Annotated in this window: 19 protein-coding genes; 10 read left to right on the top strand and 9 right to left on the bottom strand. The window is 63.8% G+C overall.

Translation table 11 applies throughout. The features are described from left to right. The first annotated feature begins 75 nt into the window (after positions 1-75). Both M653_RS0110435 and M653_RS0110430 read left to right on the top strand, forming a co-directional pair. Complete coding sequence (locus tag M653_RS0110435) at positions 76-1,017, top strand: phosphoribosylaminoimidazolesuccinocarboxamide synthase (protein ID WP_027143306.1); 942 nt, start codon at positions 76-78, stop codon at positions 1,015-1,017. Between the two features lie 117 nt (positions 1,018-1,134). Further along, positions 1,135-1,530 (top strand): acyl-CoA thioesterase, encoded by a 396-nt coding sequence (locus M653_RS0110430; protein WP_027143305.1) that lies wholly within the window; start codon positions 1,135-1,137, stop codon positions 1,528-1,530. Between the two features lie 490 nt (positions 1,531-2,020). Here the strand turns inward: M653_RS0110430 and M653_RS0110420 are convergent, their stop codons facing one another. Next, positions 2,021-2,389 carry a helix-turn-helix domain-containing protein gene (locus M653_RS0110420; RefSeq protein ID WP_027143303.1) on the bottom strand — a complete coding sequence of 123 codons (369 nt, stop codon included), beginning with the start codon at positions 2,387-2,389 and terminating at the stop codon, positions 2,021-2,023. A 90-nt stretch (positions 2,390-2,479) separates the two neighbouring features. Here M653_RS0110420 and M653_RS0110415 point away from each other — a divergent pair, with 90 nt between their 5' ends. Continuing rightward, the gene (locus tag M653_RS0110415; RefSeq protein WP_027143302.1) at positions 2,480-3,085 is read left to right on the top strand and encodes an NADPH-dependent FMN reductase; all 606 of its coding nucleotides are present in this window, start codon (positions 2,480-2,482) and stop codon (positions 3,083-3,085) included. 225 nt (positions 3,086-3,310) lie between these two features. Here the strand turns inward: M653_RS0110415 and M653_RS0110410 are convergent, their stop codons facing one another. Together M653_RS0110410 and M653_RS0110405 are read right to left on the bottom strand one after the other, a co-directional pair. Then, the gene (locus M653_RS0110410) at positions 3,311-4,570 is read right to left on the bottom strand and encodes an RNA polymerase sigma factor (protein WP_027143301.1); all 1,260 of its coding nucleotides are present in this window, start codon (positions 4,568-4,570) and stop codon (positions 3,311-3,313) included. Beyond that, positions 4,567-4,971, bottom strand: coding sequence for a YciI family protein (locus M653_RS0110405; protein WP_027143300.1), 405 nt, complete (start codon positions 4,969-4,971; stop codon positions 4,567-4,569). Before M653_RS0110405 ends, M653_RS0110410 begins: the two co-directional genes overlap by 4 nt. Before the next feature lie 261 nt (positions 4,972-5,232). On the opposite strand from M653_RS0110405, the gene M653_RS0110400 reads away from it, so the two are divergent. The 4 genes from M653_RS0110400 to M653_RS0110385 all read left to right on the top strand — a co-directional run bounded on the left by M653_RS0110400 (position 5,233) and on the right by M653_RS0110385 (position 11,010). Beyond that, complete coding sequence (locus M653_RS0110400; protein WP_027143299.1) at positions 5,233-6,159, top strand: DMT family transporter; 927 nt, start codon at positions 5,233-5,235, stop codon at positions 6,157-6,159. A gap of 276 nt (positions 6,160-6,435) precedes the next feature. Beyond that, complete coding sequence (locus M653_RS0110395; protein ID WP_027143298.1) at positions 6,436-7,917, top strand: family 16 glycosylhydrolase; 1,482 nt, start codon at positions 6,436-6,438, stop codon at positions 7,915-7,917. 35 nt (positions 7,918-7,952) lie between these two features. Next, positions 7,953-9,689 carry a type I secretion system permease/ATPase gene (locus tag M653_RS0110390; RefSeq protein WP_027143297.1) on the top strand — a complete coding sequence of 579 codons (1,737 nt, stop codon included), beginning with the start codon at positions 7,953-7,955 and terminating at the stop codon, positions 9,687-9,689. A gap of 1 nt (position 9,690) precedes the next feature. Beyond that, positions 9,691-11,010, top strand: coding sequence for an HlyD family type I secretion periplasmic adaptor subunit (locus M653_RS0110385; protein WP_027143296.1), 1,320 nt, complete (start codon positions 9,691-9,693; stop codon positions 11,008-11,010). Positions 11,011-11,032: 22 nt separating this feature from the next. Here the strand turns inward: M653_RS0110385 and M653_RS0110380 are convergent, their stop codons facing one another. Both M653_RS0110380 and M653_RS0110375 read right to left on the bottom strand, forming a co-directional pair. Then, entirely contained in the window at positions 11,033-12,343 is a 1,311-nt protein-coding gene (locus tag M653_RS0110380; protein ID WP_027143295.1) for a hemolysin family protein, read from the bottom strand. Between the two features lie 80 nt (positions 12,344-12,423). After that, entirely contained in the window at positions 12,424-13,338 is a 915-nt protein-coding gene (locus M653_RS0110375) for a LysR family transcriptional regulator (protein ID WP_027143294.1), read from the bottom strand. 119 nt (positions 13,339-13,457) lie between these two features. Here M653_RS0110375 and M653_RS0110370 point away from each other — a divergent pair, with 119 nt between their 5' ends. Continuing rightward, on the top strand, positions 13,458-14,480 hold the full coding sequence (locus tag M653_RS0110370) for an NAD(P)-dependent alcohol dehydrogenase (protein ID WP_027143293.1): 1,023 nt from the start codon (positions 13,458-13,460) through the stop codon (positions 14,478-14,480). A gap of 16 nt (positions 14,481-14,496) precedes the next feature. Here the strand turns inward: M653_RS0110370 and M653_RS0110365 are convergent, their stop codons facing one another. From M653_RS0110365 to M653_RS0110345, 4 genes are all read right to left on the bottom strand, one after another. Beyond that, positions 14,497-15,195, bottom strand: a complete 699-nt coding sequence (locus M653_RS0110365; RefSeq protein ID WP_027143292.1) for an LssY C-terminal domain-containing protein — start codon at positions 15,193-15,195, stop codon at positions 14,497-14,499. A 133-nt stretch (positions 15,196-15,328) separates the two neighbouring features. Then, entirely contained in the window at positions 15,329-16,132 is an 804-nt protein-coding gene (locus M653_RS0110360) for an extensin family protein (protein WP_027143291.1), read from the bottom strand. A 105-nt stretch (positions 16,133-16,237) separates the two neighbouring features. Next, positions 16,238-17,299, bottom strand: coding sequence for an extensin family protein (locus M653_RS0110355; RefSeq protein ID WP_027143290.1), 1,062 nt, complete (start codon positions 17,297-17,299; stop codon positions 16,238-16,240). Positions 17,300-17,502: 203 nt separating this feature from the next. Next, positions 17,503-17,928, bottom strand: a complete 426-nt coding sequence (locus M653_RS0110345) for a DUF3775 domain-containing protein (RefSeq protein ID WP_027143289.1) — start codon at positions 17,926-17,928, stop codon at positions 17,503-17,505. Positions 17,929-18,079: 151 nt separating this feature from the next. Between M653_RS0110345 and M653_RS0110340 the strand changes: the two genes are divergently transcribed. Both M653_RS0110340 and greA read left to right on the top strand, forming a co-directional pair. After that, complete coding sequence (locus M653_RS0110340; RefSeq protein ID WP_027143288.1) at positions 18,080-18,616, top strand: tetratricopeptide repeat protein; 537 nt, start codon at positions 18,080-18,082, stop codon at positions 18,614-18,616. Between the two features lie 266 nt (positions 18,617-18,882). Beyond that, positions 18,883-19,356, top strand: coding sequence for a transcription elongation factor GreA (gene greA, locus M653_RS0110335; protein WP_023671981.1), 474 nt, complete (start codon positions 18,883-18,885; stop codon positions 19,354-19,356). Positions 19,357-19,381 lie beyond the last annotated feature (25 nt).

The following is a 19,381-nucleotide window of genomic DNA, read 5'->3' as shown; positions in this document are numbered from 1 at the left end:
ACATCACGCTTGATATGCATGGGGTCGACGGACTATGCGAGGGCATCGGCCACTCTGCGCAAGGCAGGAGAACCCATGCGTGTCCTGTCGGATGCTTTCATTCCCGAACTGCCGGGCTATTACAAAGGCAAGGTCCGCGAGAATTACGACCTTGCCGACGGCAGGCGCATCATCATCGCCACCGACCGTCTCAGCGCCTTCGACATCATCCTGACCTCGATCCCGTTCAAGGGAGAGATACTGACGCAGACGGCGCGGTACTGGTTCGAGGAAACGGCCGATATCTGTCCGAACCATGTGCTGGAATATCCCGACCCGAACGTCGTGGTCGGCACGAGGCTCGACATCCTGCCGGTGGAGATCGTCGTGCGCGGCTATCTGGCCGGGACCACCAGCACCTCGATCCTGACCCGCTACCGGCGCGGCGAACGGGAGATGTACGGGATGCGCCTGCCGGAGGGCCTGCGCGACAATGAGAAGCTGGCCGAACCGGTCATCACGCCGACCAGCAAGGCCGCCGATGGCGGCCATGACGAGCCGCTGTCCAGGGCCGAGATCATCGAGCAGGGTCTTCTTACGCAGGAGCAGTGGGATACCGTTTCGAGCTACGCCCTGAAGCTGTTCGCTCGCGGCCAGGCGCGCGCCGCCGAGCGCGGCCTGATCCTTGCCGACACAAAATACGAATTCGGTACCGACAAGGACGGGACGATCATTCTCGCCGACGAAATCCATACGCCCGACAGCAGTCGCTACTGGATCGCGGCGAGCTACGAACAGGCGCTGGCTGATGGTACGCGGCCGGAGAGCTTCGACAAGGATTTCATCCGCTCGTGGGTGACGGCGCGCTGCGATCCCTACAAGGACCCGATCCCGAGGATTCCGGACGAGATCGTCGGACAGGCCTCCAGTGTCTACGCCCGGGCCTACGAGGCGATCACCGGCAAGGCATTCGTGCCAGACCTTTCCGGCGAGACCGTTCTCGCCCGCATCCGCTCGAATCTCGCGCGCTTCTTCTAGCCGCCAAGCAGGCTTTGCCCCGATGCCCGGTGCGCGTCGACGATCCAGTGGCGCGTTGACGCGTCCGCGCCGTGACGCTACGGGATCGCAGGCAATCGATCTCGAGGAATTTCTCGCATGGTGCAGTACGCGGACGGACGGCCGATCGGAGACCTGACGCTGCGCACGCTGGCCATGCCTTCGGACGCTAATGCCGCCGGCGACATTTTCGGCGGCTGGGTGATGGCGCAGATGGACCTTGCCTGCGGCATCCGCGCCGCCGAGCGCGCCAGGGGTCGCGTGGTGACGGCGGCGGTCAAGGAGATGTCCTTCGCCAAGCCGATGAAGATCGGCGACACGCTGTGCATCTACACCCATGTCGAACGCGTCGGCCGCACCTCGATGACGCTCAAGGTCGAGGCCTGGGCGCAGCGCTATCTCTCCGACTTGATGGAAAAGGTCACCCACGCCGATTTCATCATGGTGGCGCTGGACGGCGAGGGCAAGCCGAAGGCCGTTCCAGCCGAAAGCTGATTCGATACCGCCAATCCGGACATTTGTAACATCGCCCGTGCAAAGCGATGCGGTCAGCGACATCCTGCCGTTGCCTCCACGGCCAATTCTGCGGGCGTCGGAGGAAGACAATGCGTCAACACCTATTGAACGGCTGGCTTGCGGCGGCTCTCGCCGCGCTCGCCTGCCTGCTCGCCATAACTGCTTATGCCGAAGTCAAACAGGACCTTGGGCGCACCGCCTGTCTGCGTGACACGGCTGGTGTGAAGGAGCGGACAGCGACGTGCACGATCTGCAGCCCGGCGCCTTGCGGGGCCATGGCGCGAAGAGCCTGACCGGCTGCCTTTGGAATGTGGTCACCGCCACGCGCGTGAGCACACCTCGAGCGCCATGGACAAAATATCCGGATCTTCGGCGAACCAGGACTTCTCGTTCAGGAAACCATGACTTCGCCTTAAAACGCGAAGCGCCGCTCAGTGCGAAACTCCGGACTCCTTGCCGCGCAAGGGTTTCAGGCTTGCATCTCATCGAATCTGGCGCGCGCCGACTGAACGCGCTGGGTGTTCTTGCGTGCCCAATCCCCAAGCGCGCCGACCGGGACCAGCAGCTCGTGGCCAAGCTCGGTCAGCTCGTAATCGACGCGTGGCGGGATGGTCGGAAACACCTTGCGGGTGACGAAGCCGTCGCGCTCCAGGCCGCGCAAGGTGGTGGTCAGCATCTTCTGCGAGATGCCGCCAACGGCCGCGCGCAACTCGTTGAAACGCAGCGGTCCGCGGCCAAGCTTGCCGACCACGAGCACGGTCCATTTGTCGCCGACGCGCTGCAGGATCTCCGACACGGCCCGGCAGTCCTCGGTGTTATGCGGGTGCCTCAGTAACAAAAACGTGCCTCCTTGCGCGCCGATTTGTCAGTATCACATATAGCGCCGGTATCCAAACGATACCAAAAATTCCCGCAAGGAGAGCCCCTTATGTCCAAGCCCAAAATCGCCATTGTCATCGGTTCGACGCGCGCCGCCCGCTTCGCCGACGTGCCGACGCAGTGGATCGCCAAGATCGCCAAGGCACATGCCGATATCGATGTCGAAATTGTCGACCTGCGCGACTTTCCGCTGCCCTTCTTCGATGAGGTCGCGTCTTCCGCCTGGGCGCCGTCGCAGAGCGAAGTCGCACAGCGCTGGCAGAAGAAGGTCGCCGGTTTCGACGGCTTCATCTTCACCGCCGCCGAATACAATCACGGCCCGACTGCCGTGCTGAAGAACGCCATCGACTACGCCGCCAACGAGTGGAACAAGAAGCCGGCCGGTTTTGTCGGCTATGGCAGTGTCGGTGGCTCGCGCGCCGTCGAACAGCTTCGTCTCCACGCCGTCGAATTGCAGATGGCGCCGGTCAAGTCCGCCGTCCATATCGCCTGGGGCGATTTCCTTGCCGTCCGCCAGGGCGAGAAGAAGCTCGAAGATCTCGAGCACCTGAACCAGGCCGCCGCCGCGCTGGTCAACGACGTCGCCTGGTGGGCCAAGGTGCTGAAGGCCGCCCGTGCCGCCGATGCTATCGCCGGGGAAGCCCAGGCGGCCTGATCCGCCGGATCGGATTGTCCTCCCAAGGTTACGGGGCGGTGCTTGCGCCGCCCTTTTCGTTGGAGTTCTTGCAAGGTTGCGGCGCGCCTAAAAGTTAGCTTGAAACGCCGCGCCGCACCAACCAAACCGCTTGGCGTTGCGGCGGATGCATAGGAGGTGAACTGTCACCGGACGTGCTGAGGGGCCAGCCTGCCCGTGCGGTTCCAACTGGCGGCGAACGGACAGCTAAAGGTCGCGATCGGCTGCCCCCGTGGCGCGGGCGAGCAGCAGGGCGCGTTCCCTGTCGTTGCCGGTCAATTTGGCGGCGTGGCGGAACGCGGCGCTGGCTTCCGCCTGATGGCCGAGCTTCTGCAGGAGATCGCCGCGCACCGTGGGCAGGAGATGCGAGTCTTTCAGGCGCGGCTCGTCCTTCAGCGCCTCGATGATGGCAAGGCCTTGCGCCGGGCCGAACGCCATGCCGACCGCCACGGCGCGATTGATTTCGACGATGGGCGAGGGGGCCGTGAGCGCAAGCGCCTGATAGTAGGCCGATATGGCGATCCAATCGGTGTCGGCGGCAGTCACCGCGCGGGCGTGGCAGGCCGCGATCATCGCCTGAAGCAGATAGGGTCCCGGCGCTGATGTCAGGGCCATGGCGCGGTTCAGGCCGTCGAGGCCGCTCCGGATGAGCGACCAATCCCATCGGCCGCGATCCTGGTCGAGCAGCAGGATCGGGTCGCCCGCTTTGCCGGTGCGGGCCGCGAAGCGGGAGGCGTTGAATTCCATCAGCGATACCAGCCCCTGCACCTGGGGTTCATCCGGCATCAGCGCCGCCAGCGAGCGGCCGAGGCGCAGCGCTTCGGCGCACAGGTCGGCCCGCAGCCAGTCCGGTCCGGCGGTGGCCACATAGCCCTCATTGAAGATGAGATAGACCACCTCCAGCACAGCACTGAGGCGTTCGCGGCGCTCTTGCGCACGCGGCGTCTCGAACGGGATGGCGGCATCGCGAAGGGTTCGCTTGGCGCGCACGATGCGCTGGGCGGCGGTGGCTTCGGGCACCAGGAAGGCGCGGGCGATCTCCGGCGTCGACAGTCCGCCCAGCAGCCGCAAGGCCAATGCGGCGCGCTGCTCGGTGGGCAAGACGGGATGACAGGCGGTGAAGATCAACCGCAAAAGGTCGTCGTCGATATCCTCGTCGAGCGCCGCCTCGATGTCGGGCATCTCGCGCTCCAGCTCGGTGAGATCGATGGCGAGTTCGCGATGCTTGCCGTCGATCATGGTGGTGCGGCGCAGCCGGTCGAGCGCGCGGTTCCTGGCGACCTGCGTCAACCAGGCGGCCGGATTGCGCGGAATGCCGTCGCGAGGCCAGCGCTCCAGCGCCAGCAGGAAAGCGTCCTGCGCGATTTCCTCGGCCAGCCCGACATCCCTGAGAGTGCGTGCCAATCTGGCGGTGAGCTTCGGCTGCTCGATCCGCCAGACGGCTTCGATGGTTGCGTTGGGGGTCAATCCTTCAGCCTGCCGAGGCGGTCGGCCACCTTCTGGACGTCCTCGGGAAATTCGCTCATTTCAAAGACCTGGCGGATTTCGATCACGTCACTCTCCCCGGCGGGGCAGCGGCGGGCCCATTCAATGGCCTCGTCGCGCGAGCGTACATCGATCACCCAATAGCCGCCCAGAACTTCCTTGACCTCGGCGAAGGGGCCGTCGACGACCACAGGCTTGCCGCCCTTGAAGCTGACCCGCGCCCCGGAGGATGGCGGGTGCAGGCCGTCGAGTGCCAGCAACACGCCGGCTTTCTTCAGCTCGTGATTGTATTTCATCATCCCTTCCACCGCCTCGGCGCCGGGCATGACATCGGGCGCGGCGTCCGCGTAGCCGCCGGGGATCATCAGCATCATAAACCGCATGGTCTTTCTCCTGGGTTGGGTTGGTTCAATCATATGACGAACGGGCAATGGCGAAATCGACACGCGCGGCAAGAAAGTTCAGGTCGCCAGCAGTTCAGGTCCACAATGGTTCGGATCCTCACTAGTCGGGGCCCCAGTAGTCGCCCCCAGTAGTCGTGCCCCCAGCCAGGCCACAAGCCGGCTTGGTTGGACCGCCATATCGGCGGGGCTGCCATCTGGCCCCGCCGGTCGGCCCTGATACATCCGGCTGCGATCCATCACATGAGGGGCCTCGTGAAGTCATCCAGCCTGGCAGGCGCCGTTTCTCCCATGGTCCCGGTGCTTGTCTGCGCGCTTGGCATCTTCCTTCTGTCGGGGATGGACGCGGCCATGAAGGTCCTGGTCATCGCCGTCGGCGTCTACAACACGGTGCTGTGGCGCAGCATGCTGGCGACCGTGGTCGCGGGTGCCGGCTGGTCGATGGGGCCACGCAGGCTGCCCACGCCTTCCGTGCTCAAGCTGCATGCGCTGCGCGCCGCCGTCGTCGGCTTTGTCTTGCTGTCCTTCTTCTGGGGGCTCGCCCGGCTGCCGCTGGCGGAGGCGATCGGATTGAGTTTCGTAGCGCCGCTGTTTGCCCTGCTGCTGGCCGCGCTGCTGCTGGGTGAACGAATCCAGCGTCAGGCGATCTGGGCCTCGCTGGCCGGCATTGCGGGCGTCGCAATCATCGTCGGCGGCCAGTTCGGGCAGACAAGCCATGCCAGGGATGCCTTGCTCGGCACTGCGGCGGTGCTGGTGTCGACGGTGTTCTATGCCTACAATCTGATCCTTGCGCGGCAGCAGGCGCTGTTGGCCAAACCGATCGAGATCATGCTGTTCCAGAACCTTTGCGTGGCGGTCATCCTCGGTCTCGCCGCACCCTGGCTCGCCATTGCCCTGCCGCGCGAGCTCTGGCTTCCGCTGGCCGGAGTGACGGCACTGTCGCTCGCCGGCCAGTTCCTGATGAGCTGGGCCTATGCGCGGGCCGAAGCGCAGTATCTGATCCCGACGGAATACTCCGCCTTCATCTGGGCGATCGCGCTTGGCTTCCTCTTCTTCGACGAGGCGGTGACCTGGACCACGCTGGCGGGAGCGGGCCTCATCGTAGCCAGTTGCCTGATCGCGGCACGTTCAAATCCCAGGCTTGCCGAGCCGATCGAAGCCGCTGTCTGAGGGCGTAAGCTTCCCCCCTTCATCCAAATGGATCCTTCATCTAAGTAGATCCTTTGCAATTTCTGGTTTATACACAATTTTACTAAATAGCTGCGGTTAACCGGCGCTCTCTTCACGGATAATAAGTATATGTCTTCCGAAAGATCGATGTTATGGTGGATTGTGTAATGATTCCCCGGAACGATATCGTTCCTTTCAGCATTGATCCAATGCGGCCATCCGAAGTTCGTATCGAACGATTCGAGCTGGCCCGGCATCGCGAGGAGGATTTGTCCGATGAGCTTCTTCGTCAACGCCGTGGGTGTTCCTCTTCCCTATAGCGGCACGTCCAACCACTGGTACTCAGCGACAGGGGCCGGGCCGGACATGTATGGCAGCGCCGGAAACGATTCCTTCTGGGGAGCAGGCGGTGCCAACGTCACGATGCACGGTGGCACGGGCGATGACATCTATTACCTCTATGGGGCGGGCAACAAGGTGGCCGAGGCCGCCGGGGCAGGCATCGACACGATCAGCACATGGATGAGCTACAAGCTCCCCGACAATGTCGAGAACCTCATCGTCACAAACCCCAATAACTACGCCTTCGGAAATGGGTTGGACAACATCATCACCGCCACGGCCGGGCACCAGACGCTGGACGGCGGCCGGGGAAACGACGTTCTGATCGACGGCGGCGGCGGCTACGACACCTTCATCATCTCGAAAGGCAACGGAAGCGACCTGATCGCCAATTTTGCCGCCACCGACACCGTCCGCCTCAATGGCTATGGGTTCACGTCGTTCGACGCCATCCACTCGAACATGGTCCAGGCGGGATCGAACGTGCTGTTGAACCTCGGATCCGGCGAGATCCTCGAGTTCAAGGATACGACCGTCGACAACCTGCATTCCAACCAGTTCCAGTTGCCGATCGACATGTCCGGAATGAAGCTGTCGTTCAGCGACGACTTCAACACGCTCAATCTTCACAATGCCCAAGGTGGCACATGGGATACCAATTTCTCATGGGGGGCGCCGAACGGAAGCACATTGACCGGCAATGGCGAGCTGCAATGGTACATCGATGCCAATTATGGGCCGACGAGCTCCGTCCATCCGTTCAGCGTGAACAACGGCGTGCTGACCATCACCGCCGCGCAGGCGCCGGCCGACATCAAGCCGCTGATCAACAATTACGAATACACGTCAGGCATCCTCAACACACACAGCACTTTCTCGCAGACCTACGGCTATTTCGAAATGCGCGCCGACCTGCCCGAGAACGCCGGCGCCTGGCCGGCCTTCTGGCTGCTGCCGGCAGACGGCTCGTGGCCGCCGGAACTGGATGTGATCGAAACGCGCGGACAGGACCCGAACTCGTTGATCATGACGGCGCACTCGAATGAAACGGGAACGCACACCAAGGTGACGTTGACGGTGAATACCATGGATACCGCCGGCTTCCACACCTATGGTGTGCTGTGGACGCCGGACAAGCTCGTCTGGACCTATGACGGTGTCCAGGTCGCGGAAACGGCGACGCCGTCCGATATGCACAAGCCAATGTACATGCTGGCCGATCTCGCGGTCGGAGGCATTGCCGGCGCGCCTCCCGATCATCTGGCGACGCCTGCCGAGATGAAGATCGACTACATCCGCGCCTATACGCTGGACAACGCGCCGGCGAGCGCTCTGCACCTCACCAGCAGCACCGCCACGCACAGCATCGCCAGCAGCACGCAGCACGGCGGTTCCGAATTCGGGGGCCACGTTTAAGGTCTCGGGATCATGCAGCGGCGGGAAATGCGGAAATGACTGGACCCTCCGGCCTGCGGCCGGTCTTCATGCGCGCCATCGCCGATGTCGGCGTCTTCTCGCTGCTGATCAACATCCTGCTGTTGGTGATTCCGCTCTACCTGCTGCAGGTCTATGATCGCGTGCTGCCGTCCTCCAGCGTCGAGACGCTTGTCTATCTTTCGGCCATCGCGGTTCTCGCGCTCGCCTTCCTCGGGCTGCTGGACGCGATCCGCGCCGTTTACACGCAGCGCGTCGCGGCGACCGTCGACCGCAAGCTGGGTGCCAGCACCTTCGCCGTTTCCCTCGGCGCAAGATATGCCGGCGGCCTGTCGCCGCTGCGCGACCTCGCCTCGGTCTGCGCCTTCATCAGGTCGCGCGGCGTGGCGGTGTTGTTCGACCTGCCCTTCGCCCCTGTCTTCCTTGCCTTGCTCTATCTCATCCATCCGGTGCTGTTCTGGGTGACGGTCGCCGGCGCGGTGCTTCTGCTTTTCCTGGTCGTGGCCAACCAGCTTGCCATCGGCAGGAACGATGCCTTGTCCACGGAGCGTTCGGCCTTGGCCAGCCAGGCGGAACAGGCCTTTGCCCGCAATGCGGAGACGCTGCGTGCCATGGGTATGGTGGAGAACGCCGCGCGGGTCTGGGGACGGCATGTAGGGGCGGCGCTCACCTTCCATGACCGTTCCTCGAGCGCCAATGCGATCTTCAGCGGCGCCTCGCGGGCGTTGCGCATGATGCTGCAACTGGCGATCCTCGGCGCCGGCGCATGGCTGGTGCTTCAGGGGCAGATGACGGCCGGCATGATCTTCGCATCTTCGCTGGTCTCGTCGCGCGCGCTGCAGCCGCTCGACCAGCTGATCGGCGCCTGGCGGCAGATCGCCGACGCCCGGCGGGCGTGGGCACGGCTGGAAAAGGCGCTTGCGGCACGTCCGGCCGGGTCGCGAAAACTGATCCTGCCCGATCCGGCAGGCGCGATTTCCGCGCAGGACGTTTTCTTCATGGCGCCGAATGCCCGACCCGGCACGGAGCCCCTCCTCAAGCGGCTGACCTTTGCGATCGGCGCCGGCGAAGCGTTGGCCATCGTCGGCCCGAGCGGCGCCGGCAAATCGACGCTGGCGCGGTTGCTCGTGGGTGCCGCCCAACCGACCGGCGGCTCAATCAGGATCGACGGCGCGGACCTCGGGACCTGGGACGAAAGCCAGCTCGGAAAGCATATCGGTTACCTCTCGCAGGAGGTCGAGCTCTTTCCAGGATCGATCGCGCAAAACGTCGCCCGCTTCGATCCGGAGGCGGACGACGGAGCGATCGTCGAGGCGGCAAAGCGCGCCCAGGTGCATGAGTTGATCCTGGCGCAGCGCGACGGCTACCAGACCATGATCGGCCCGTCGGACAGGGCGCTGTCGGGCGGCGAGCGCCAGCGAATAGGGCTGGCGCGCGCCTTCTACGGCAATCCGCGGTTCCTGGTGCTCGACGAGCCCAGCTCCCATCTCGACGGTAGCGGCGAGGCCGCGCTCGAGGCGGTGCTTTCGGCCGCGCGGACGGCGGGCGTCACGGTCGTCGTGATCACTCATCAGCCTTCGATCGCCGCTGCTTGCGACCGCGTGATGCTTTTGCGCGGCGGCATGATCGAAGCCTTCGGTCCAAGCGGCGAGGTGCTGCGGCGGTCGGTTACCGGCAAGGCGGTCCAGCAGAGCACGGTGGTGACCGGGTCGTTCGCCCCGACGATCCGCGCGGGTGGCAGTTTCGGATCCTGAGATGACGACACGGAGCCTCGCCTGGGACAGTCAGCCACGCACCGACATAAGACGCGTGGCCCTCACCGGCTATGCCGCCATAGCGCTGCTGGCGGGCGGCTTCGGCTACTGGGCCGTCAGCGCCCCCTTGTCGGGAGCGGTGATCACGCAAGGCACGATCTCGGCAACCGGCGGAAACATCCAGATCCAGCATCGCGAGGGCGGTATCGTCCAGGCGTTGCTGGTCCATGAAGGCGATCGCGTGCAACTGGCCCAGGATCTGATCGTGCTAGACCCAACGGCCGCGCAGGCCGAACTCAACCGGCTGACGAGACAGTCGATAGCGCTCAGAGCGAGTGCGGCACGGCTGGAGGCGGAACGCGACGGGTTGGACAGGCTGGCACCAATCACCGAAGCGGCGTCGGCACCTTTCCAGCCCGATTTCGAGATGCTGATTCGAGAACAGCAAAAGGAATTCGACGCCAGGCTTGCCCGGTTCCGGTCGGAAAAATCGATCCTGGCACAACGGGTCGCCATGCACCGGCAGTCGGTGGCGGGGTTACAGGCCCAGAAACAGGCCGTTCAGCAACAAGCCGAAGTCGTAAAGAAAGAACTCGGCATCAAGACCGGCTTGCTGGACAGGGGCCTCACCAACCGTACCGAATACTCCCAGCTATTGCGCAGCGAAGCCGATCTCGTCGGGCAAGCCGGAGCGCTGGAGGCCAATCTCGCGACGGCCAACACCCAGATCGTCGAAGGCCAGGAGCAGACCGAGCGCCTGACCACGCAACGCGTCGAGGAGGCGCTGACGAAACTGGACGACGTTCGCTCCAATCTGGCCGACGTCGACGAACAGATCAGGGCGGCGGAGGCGGTGCTGCGGCGCACGACGATCAAGGCGCCGGCAGCGGGCATCGTGGTGTCGTCGACCTACAATTCCAAGGGCAGCGTGATTGCCCCGGGCGAAAAGATCATGGAGATACTGCCCACTGCGTCGGGCCTCGTCGTCGATGCGAAGCTGCGGCCGAAGGACATCGATCAGGTCCGTATCGGCCAGCCGGCGAAACTGCGATTGTCCGCGTTGAACTCGCGGCTCACGCCAGAGGTTTCAGCCACAGTGACGCAGATTTCGGCGGATCGGCTCATCGACCAGACCACGCGTGAGCCCTATTTCCGCGCCAAGCTGACGATTGCCGCCGACCTGCCGCCCGGCGTGAGGCGCGATCAACTTTATCCCGGGACGCCGGTCGAGGCGTTCATCAGCACCGGCGACCGGACTTTTTTCGAGTATCTCGCGCGGCCGATGCTCGATTCATTCGCGCGCGCCTTCGCTGAGCAGTAGATCTCTTTACACATTTGAACGATCAGCGTGCGATCTCGCGGTGGCCGCTGGGCAGGCGGGTGGCGATCAGCTTGTCGATGCGGCGTCCGTCGAGGTCGACCACCTCGAAGCGCCAGCCCTGCGCGTCGACGCATTCACCGGTCGCCGGCAGATGGTGCATGTGCGACAGCACATAGCCGGCGACGGTCTCGTAGTCGCGGTTCTCCGGCAGGTCGATGCCCAGCACCTCGGCCATCTCGTCGGCCTGCATGTAGCCGGCGAGCAGCCATGAGCCGTCATCGCGCTGGACGGCGTTTTCTTCCTCGCCGGCCTCGAGGTCCGAGCGGAAGACGCCGGTGATGGCTTCCAGAATGTCGGCGGGGGTGACGATGCCTTCGAAGTGACCGTATTCGTCATGCACCAGCGCCATCGGCACGTTGCTCTCCTTCAGCTTCTGCAGCACGTCCAGCGCATCGGCCTGGTCGTGCACGATGGGTGCCGCGCGCACATATTTGCGCGGGTCGAGCGCGCGGCCGCCGAGCAGTGCGGCCAGCACGTCGCGTGTCTGGATGACGCCGATCATGGCGTCGACCCCGCCGTCGCCGGCGGGCAGGCGCGAATGCTGGGTGTCCATCAGAAGCTTGCGGATCGTGGCTTCGTCGGACTGCAGGTTGATCCAGTCGACATCGGTGCGCGGCGACATGACGGCGCGCACGGCGCGGTCGCCAAGCCGCATGACGCCGGCGATCATGCGCCGCTCGTCGGATTCGATGGTGCCGTGATGCTCGGCCTCGGCGACCAGCATCTTGATCTCCTCGTCGGTGACCTTTTCCTCGCTTTCGCCGCGATGGCCGAGCAGCCAGAGCACGGAACGGCCCGAAATATCGAGCAGGAAGACCAGAGGGGCCGAGACGGAGGCAAGGATGGTCATTGCCGGGGCCGCGCGCGCCGCGACCCGCTCGGGATCGCGCAACGCAATCTGCTTGGGCACCAGTTCGCCGATGATCAGCGAGGCATAGGTGATGATAGCCACGACGATGCCGACGCCGAGCGGATCGGCGATGTTCTCGCGGATGCCTGTCGAAGCCAGATATTGCGCCAGCCTCTGGCCGAGCGTGGCCCCGGAAAAGGCGCCCGAGAGCACGCCGACCAGCGTGATGCCGATCTGCACGGAGGACAGGAATTTGCCCGGATTGGAACCAAGCGCCAAAGCGCGGCCGGCGCCTTTGACGTTGCGGTCGATCATCGCCTTCAGGCGAGCCGGCCGCGACGAGACGATGGCGAGTTCGGACATCGACAGAAGGCCGTTCACGCAGATGAGGACGACCACGGTCGCGATTTCAACGTATAGCATGAGGGCTCAATAGCATTGCCGCACGGCTTTCGAAAATAGTCGGCGACCATTTTAGAAAGATGACGGCCGATGCGAGGCGATCAGACGGCGTCCCAGGGTGGCGATGAGAAATGCGCGACCAGCGCGTCGACGACGACCCGCACCTTGGGCGTCAAGGCCCGTGTCACCGGCCAGATGGCATGGACGGAAATGTTTTCGACCAGCGTGTCCATAAGCACCATTTCGAGCGCGCCGCTCCTGAGGCTGTCCGCCACCAGCCAGGTCGGCAGGAAGGTGATGCCGCAACCGGCAAGGACCGCGCCGAGCATCGGTTCGCCATTGTCGAGCACCAGCCTTGCCCGCGGCGTGAACTTCACCACATGGCCATCGGCCTGCCTGATGCTCCAGGGGTGGGCGACGCCGTTGCGGGTGTAGCCGATCAGGTCATGGCCGGCGAGATCCTCGATCGTCCGTGGTCTGCCGTTTCTGTCGAGATAGGCGGGGGCGGCGCATATGGCCGAACGCTGGGTATAGAGCCGGCGTGCGGCGAGCGACAGGCTGTCGTCGAGGTCGCCCATGCGGATCGCAAGGTCGATGCCTTCCTCGATGAGGTCGACGCGGCGGTCGTTGAAGGAAATCTCCATGGCCAGATCGGGAAATCGCCTGGAAATGTCGAACAGCACGGGAGCCACGCAGCGGTGGCCGAAGGCCGAGGGCAGGTCGACCCGAAGACGGCCCGAGGGCACCTGCCGGCGCGAGGCAAGCAGCGCCTGGGCGGCTTCGATCTCGGACAGCGCCCTGACGCAGGCTTCATAATAGGACAGGCCTTCACTTGTCGGGCTGAGGCTGCGCGTGGTGCGGTTGAGCAAGCGAATGCCAAGCCGCTGTTCCAACTGCGCGACCGATTTGCCGACCGCCGATTTCGTCACGCGCAGCCGCTCTCCGGCGCCGGTGAAGCTTCCTGCCTCGATCGTTTGAACGAAGGCGACGATGCCTTGCAGATCCGCGGATTCCATCGATCTATTCCCATTGTAGAAGTCTGATCACCAACTCGTTTCCGATTATGGATCATAGAAGCGCTTTTTTCCACAGTGAAACAGCGTAAAATATCGCCATGCAATCGGGAGCAGACACAATGAGCAGCGACATCAACAGATCCTGGCGGATGACCGGCTTCGGCCTGCCCAGGCTGGAATTGGCCGAAGGGAGGGTCCCCGAGCCCGGACCGCATGACCTGCTGGTGCGGATCAAGGCCATATCGCTGAACTACAAGGACAGGATGATCGTCGATGGCGTGCTGATCCCCGACCTTGGCTTTCCGTTCGTCCCGACATCGGATGCGGTTGGCGAAGTGGTGGCGGTCGGCGGCGATGTCAGCCGTTTCCGGACCGGCCAGCGCGTGCTGGGGCACGTGATTGCCGACTGGCCGGACGGCGATGCGCCGCCGGTGCTGCACAAGCACACGCTGGGATCGTCGCTGCCCGGCACGTTGAGCGACTACCTGGTCCTGCATGAGGATGCCGCTGTGTTGGCGCCGGCATCGCTCAGCGACGCGGAGGCTTCGACGCTGCCGATCGCGGCGCTGACGGCCTGGTTCGCCATGGCAGAGGCGACAAGACCTGTGCCTGGCCAGACCATTCTCATCCAGGGCACGGGCGGCGTCTCCCTGTTTGCGCTGCAATTCGCCCACGCCTTCGGCTTGCGCGCCATCGTCACGTCAAGCAGCGACGGCAAGCTCGAGCAGGCAAAGAGGCTCGGCGCATGGGAAGTGATCAACTATCGCACCAGGCCGGCATGGGACGAGGAGGCGCGCGAGCTGACAGGTGGCGCCGGCGTCAACCATATCCTCGAAATGGTCGGCGGCGACAATGCGCGGCGCTCGCTCGACGCGCTGGCCGCCGACGGCCGACTGTCGATCATCGGCCTCCTGGGCAGCATGGAGCTCAGCTTTCCGATCGTGCCCTTCCTGCGCAACCGGATTGTCGTGCAAGGCATTTCGATCGGCCACCGCCGCGCCTTCGAACGGATGAACCAGGCGATCGAGGCGCTGGCGATCAAGCCGGTCGTCGACAAGATCTTTGGATTCGACGAGGTGCCGCGGGCCTTCGAGCATCTCGAGAAGGGGCCGTTCGGCAAGATCGTCATCACCACGGCCTGATCTCCGGTCACGGCAATTACCTCAGCACGCCGACGATTGCCTTGCCGTCGGTGAAATAGGGGTCGCCGCCGCCATTGCGGCCGGTCCGGGTGGGGCCGATGCCTGCCACGTCACTGGTTGAAAGCAACAGGCCGGCGGCATTGAGATCGCCGATCACAAAGTCGCGTTCGGCATCGAGGTCGGGACCGATATGATGGGTGATGGCGCCCGTGTCGTGGCTCAAGCCGACGCCGCGATCGAAGCTGGCGGCGCCCAGCCAGAGTGGCCTTCCATCGTCGCCGACCGTATCCGTCCGCCAGAAGCGGACATGGTGGCGCCGGTCGGCACTGTCGCCGACCGGCTTTTCGAAAGCGAGTTGCTGGGCGCGGCCCTCGAACAGCAGGCGGCTCATCGGAGCGTCGGGATAGGGCCGGGAAAACAGGACGCTTTCGCCGATGTCGATGGCGGTCCTCAAGGTGACGGCGTCGGCGGTGTCCCAGCCGGCGACGGCGAAAGCGTGCACCAGCTCCTTCTCCGTGCCGACCATGCCGATATTGATGGGGTCGCCGGGAATGCCTTGCGGCGTGTGGGTGACCATCTCGAAGCGCTGGTTGCGAAAGCCGCGATCGCGGAATGTCCAGAATTCCGGCGCGGCGACATAGGCGAGCGCCACATACCCGGCCAATAAGGCCGGTATCCAGATCGCAATGCGTCGCCGAAGACTTCTGTGGGTCATCTACTCACTGTCTCGTTGCGGCCACCATGCCTTCGTCATCCTAGAGTCTCCGCGACGTCGCTTCGCGACTGCTCCGCCCAGGATGACGAAGCATGGGTTCCGGCTAAACTCCATCGTCTTTGATTGCCGTGCTCTACCGGCAGGCGCGATAACCGTTCTTGCGGTTCTTGATGTCGAAGTGGAAATGGTTGCGGTGATCGTAATTGTAGCCGGGGCCGAGCACGGTGGTGAAATACTGGCAGCCGTCGGCGCGCACATTGTTGAGGAAGCCCCGGGTGCGGAAGGCGAACAGCCCGGGCTTGCGCACGTCGATGTCGTCGCCATTGTTGAGTTCGATGCTCATGACGTCGAGTGCGTTGCCCTTGCCGTGCTCCGACAGCACGCCTTCACCGGCAATGTTGCGGCAGGAATAGCTGGAGCCCTGGTGGATGGTCCTGACGCCGGAGAAGTAGCGCCAGCGGGCGGAGGGAACGAGTTCGTTCTTCGTCCAGGCGGCGAAGGTGGCGGCCATGTCGCAGGTCAGCGTCGCCGCGGGTTTCATCTGGATGCCGCCGATGGCCGAGACCTTGACCGGATAGTCGATGCCGCACTGGCCCTCGTGGATCGGCGCCAGATCGGTATAGGCGACATCGAGGCGCTTCAGCTGCTGGCGGCAATCGGTTTCGCTGGCTGGAATCTGCTCGACCGGCGACATCGGCTCATCCATCCGCGCATAGGCGGCCTGCGTCATATAGGGATTGGACGGAACAAGCTTCTGCATGCCCGTATATTGCGGCACGGCCGCGGTCTGCGAGCCGACATCGACGGCAGGCTGCAACGACAGCACGCTGCCGGTATTGCAGGCCGAAACCGCGGCAAGTGCAAGGCTGGCGGCCAGCAACGCAGCAGGTTTCAATTGGCGTGCGGCGAGGAAAACGGCGCGAAATGTGCCGGCCATTGGCGGAATCCCAATTCTGGATATCCGGCATTTTAACGATCAAGGGTAAAGAAAAACTCAGCGCCCGTGTTCATGCCTGCGGCTGAATTGCGGCGGAGGTTCCGCTCACTGGCAAAACGTACCGCCATGCCGGCGAGGCTCCAGATCGAAATGAAAATGCAGCGCGTGGTCGGCATCGGCGCCGGGGCCGAGTACGGTCTTGAACGGGCCGCAGGCGGCCTTGCGCACCGCGTCGAGGAATTTGCCGTCCTTCTCGGGCGGTGCCGGGCCAACCTCGATCGTCTTGCCGTCGGAAAGCGTAAAGCTGGCGATGTCGAGCGCGTTGCCGAAAGCATGTTCCGACAGTTTGCGCGTGCCGTTACGCGGCCGGCAGATGAAGGCCGACGCCTGGCCGATCGATTTCAGATCGGCGCCGAATTCAGCTTTCGCCGCCGGTTGGATGACGTCGGCGGCAAAACGCGCCGCCGCCTCGGCCATCGGGCAGTTGAGTTCGGTGCCGGGGGCAATCGCGATCGACTTGCCGAGCGTCTTCAGTACGATCGGGTAAGGGATCGAGCAGCCGATTTCGGGGTTGCTCTCGGCTTTGTGCTCCTCGAATTCGACGCCGAGTGTCTTCAGGCGCTCGCGGCAGGCGACTTCGTCCGCCGGCATCTTGTCGGCGGGAAGATCGGCCGAGCGTGGATCGGGCAGCATCTTCTCCTCGTCGCCCGCGTCCGCCGGCTTTGGCGTCGGCTGCGGGGCGACGGCCGGCGGCTGAGGCTCGGGCGTCGTGATGCCCGGCTTTGGCGTCGGTATTGGCACCACGGCTGGCGGCTCCGGCTCGCTTTCCGTTTCGGCTGACGGTTCGAGCGGTGTCTGGCTTTTCCGATGGGCCTCTTCGTCCTTGAGCAGACCGGGGTCCTTGAGCAGATCGGGGTCCTTGAGCAGATCGGGCGCTCCGCCGCGCTTTGGATTTTCAGCGTTCCGGTCTTGCGTCTTTGGAGCTTCGACCTTTGGAGTGTCCGCCGGACGTGGCTCGGGCACCGGAACATCGGCGGATGGCTGGGCATCCTGCGTTTTCCGCGGTGCTGGATTTGGCGCCGGATGCTGCCTGGCCCGCGCTCTCGACTGCCGCTTGCCTCGCGGGTTCAGCGGCTGATCGGCCCGCTGTGTCAGCGGTTGCTCCACGCGCAGGCTTAGCGCCCTGTGATGTTTGTGACGATGTTTGGCCTCGGCCGGCATGACCAGCAGAGCCGTGACGGCCATCGCCGATGCAATCATCCTGGATCTACGGGAAGAGCTCAGCTTTGCCATCACCCACGAAACGGCGCCGGTCGGCTGAAGTTGCCTGGACAGGCGCTTCGACCCGATCACAATCGGTTACCTCCGCGTTACGCGCCGATCGCTTCCAGTCCCTCTTCCAGCAAGTCGGCGAGCAGCGGCATGCCGAGCAGGTATTTCGCCGTGCGCTTGTTGGCCCGCTCTCGCGCCGCCGCCACTGCGTCGGCCCATTCCGAGGCGTCGTAGTCGCCGCGGCCGACCCAGGCCAGCGCGATCAGCTCGGCGGCCTCGTCGATATTGAGGTCGTTGATCAGCTCGCGCAGCTCTTCCTCGGTGAGGTTTTCCGAGCTTTCCTCGGCAAGGCCGTCATGGTGGTGGTTGTCATGCCTGTCGCCGTCGAACTCGACCTCGTGTTCGGCGCCGCCGGCATAGTCCTCGTTGACGGCCGCGCTCAGCGCCTTGGCCTTGAGAATGAACAGCCGCACGGTATCGGGGCCGATCGTGAGATCCCAGTCTTTGTCAAGCCGCCGCTGCACGGGCCCTCTCCGTGGGTCAGTCTCATTCGACGGCGATGATACCGGATTTGCGGCATCCGTCACCTCATGTTCTCCAGACGGGCTTTTTCCGGGATGAAACGCGGGCCGCTCGGCGTTAGTGTTGCATTGTCACACCCTCAGGAGGTTTTCCATGCATAAAAGAATGCTGATCCAGGCAGCCGCCGCGCTTGTCGCCGTGCAGTTTTTTGCCGTTCCGGTGTTTGCGGCCGGTAGCGGTGGCGGTAACGATCAGACCGTTACCCAATGCAAAAAGGGTGAAGTCTGGGACAAGAAGAAGCAGAAATGCGTGCCGCCCAAGGAAGGCATGCTGGACGACGACAGCATCTATGACGCTGGCCATGCGCTGGCGATGGCCGGCCGCTATGACGAGGCGATCTCGGTCCTCGTTCTTGCCGCCAACAAGCAGGATCCGCGCATCCTCAACTATCTCGGCTACTCGCACCGCCATTCCGGCCGCGTCACTGTCGGCCTCGGCTATTATGAGGAAGCGCTGCGCATCGACCCGAATTACACGCTGGTGCGCGAATATCTCGGCGAGGCGCATCTGCAGATCGGCGACCTGGCCGGCGCCCAGCAGCAGCTGACGGAGATCGAAAAGCGCACCGGCAAGGGTTCGCGCGAATACGGCATGCTGGCCGAGCAGATCGAGCATTTCATGAGAAGCTGATCGGGCTTCATGGTCTCGAAACGGCCGCGAGCAATCGCGGCCGTTTTTTGTTCGCTCCATCCCACAGGCACCTTCGCCGACAAAAGAAGGGATGATTTTTGCAAAACCGATTTTTGAGCGTGAAAAGCCCGCAAAGATTGCTATATTCAGGGAAATTGCGGTGAAACGGTTCCGTTAGCCCGAGGCTGCCGGACCGTTTTCTTTTTATACCCAACGACAAGGCTTCCCCCGAAACGCGGGGGCGGCGGCAGGAAAGGTCAGGCACTATGAACAAGGTCCCGATGACAGGCGAGGGGTTCGCGTCATTGAAGGAAGAACTGCGTTGGCGCCAGCAGGAAGAGCGGCCGCGCATCATCGAGGCGATCTCCGAGGCGCGCTCGCATGGCGACCTGTCCGAAAACGCCGAATACCATGCCGCGAAAGAGGCGCAGAGCCTCAATGAGGGCCGCGTCAACGAGCTCGAGGATTATATCGCGCGCGCCGAGGTGATCGACGTCACCAAGCTCAGCGGAGACAAGGTCAAGTTCGGCGCCACCGTCGTGCTGGTCGACGAGGACACCGAGGAGAAGAAGACCTACCAGATCGTCGGCGACCAGGAAGCCGACGTGAAATCGGGCCGCATCTCGATCTCCTCGCCCATCGCCCGCGCGCTCATCGGCAAGGAAGTCGGCGACGCCATCGAGGTCAATGCGCCTGGTGGCGCACGCGGGTACGAGATCGTCCAGGTGCAGTTTATTTAGGACCCTTGATAATTCTACTCTGGCG

The sequence above is a fragment of the Mesorhizobium sp. WSM3626 genome (genome assembly GCF_000513935.1).
In the GTDB taxonomy this organism is placed as follows: Bacteria; Pseudomonadota; Alphaproteobacteria; order Rhizobiales; family Rhizobiaceae; genus Mesorhizobium; species Mesorhizobium salmacidum.
The sequence above is the reverse complement of the archived record's forward strand: the minus strand, read 5'-3'. Positions and strand labels throughout refer to the sequence as shown.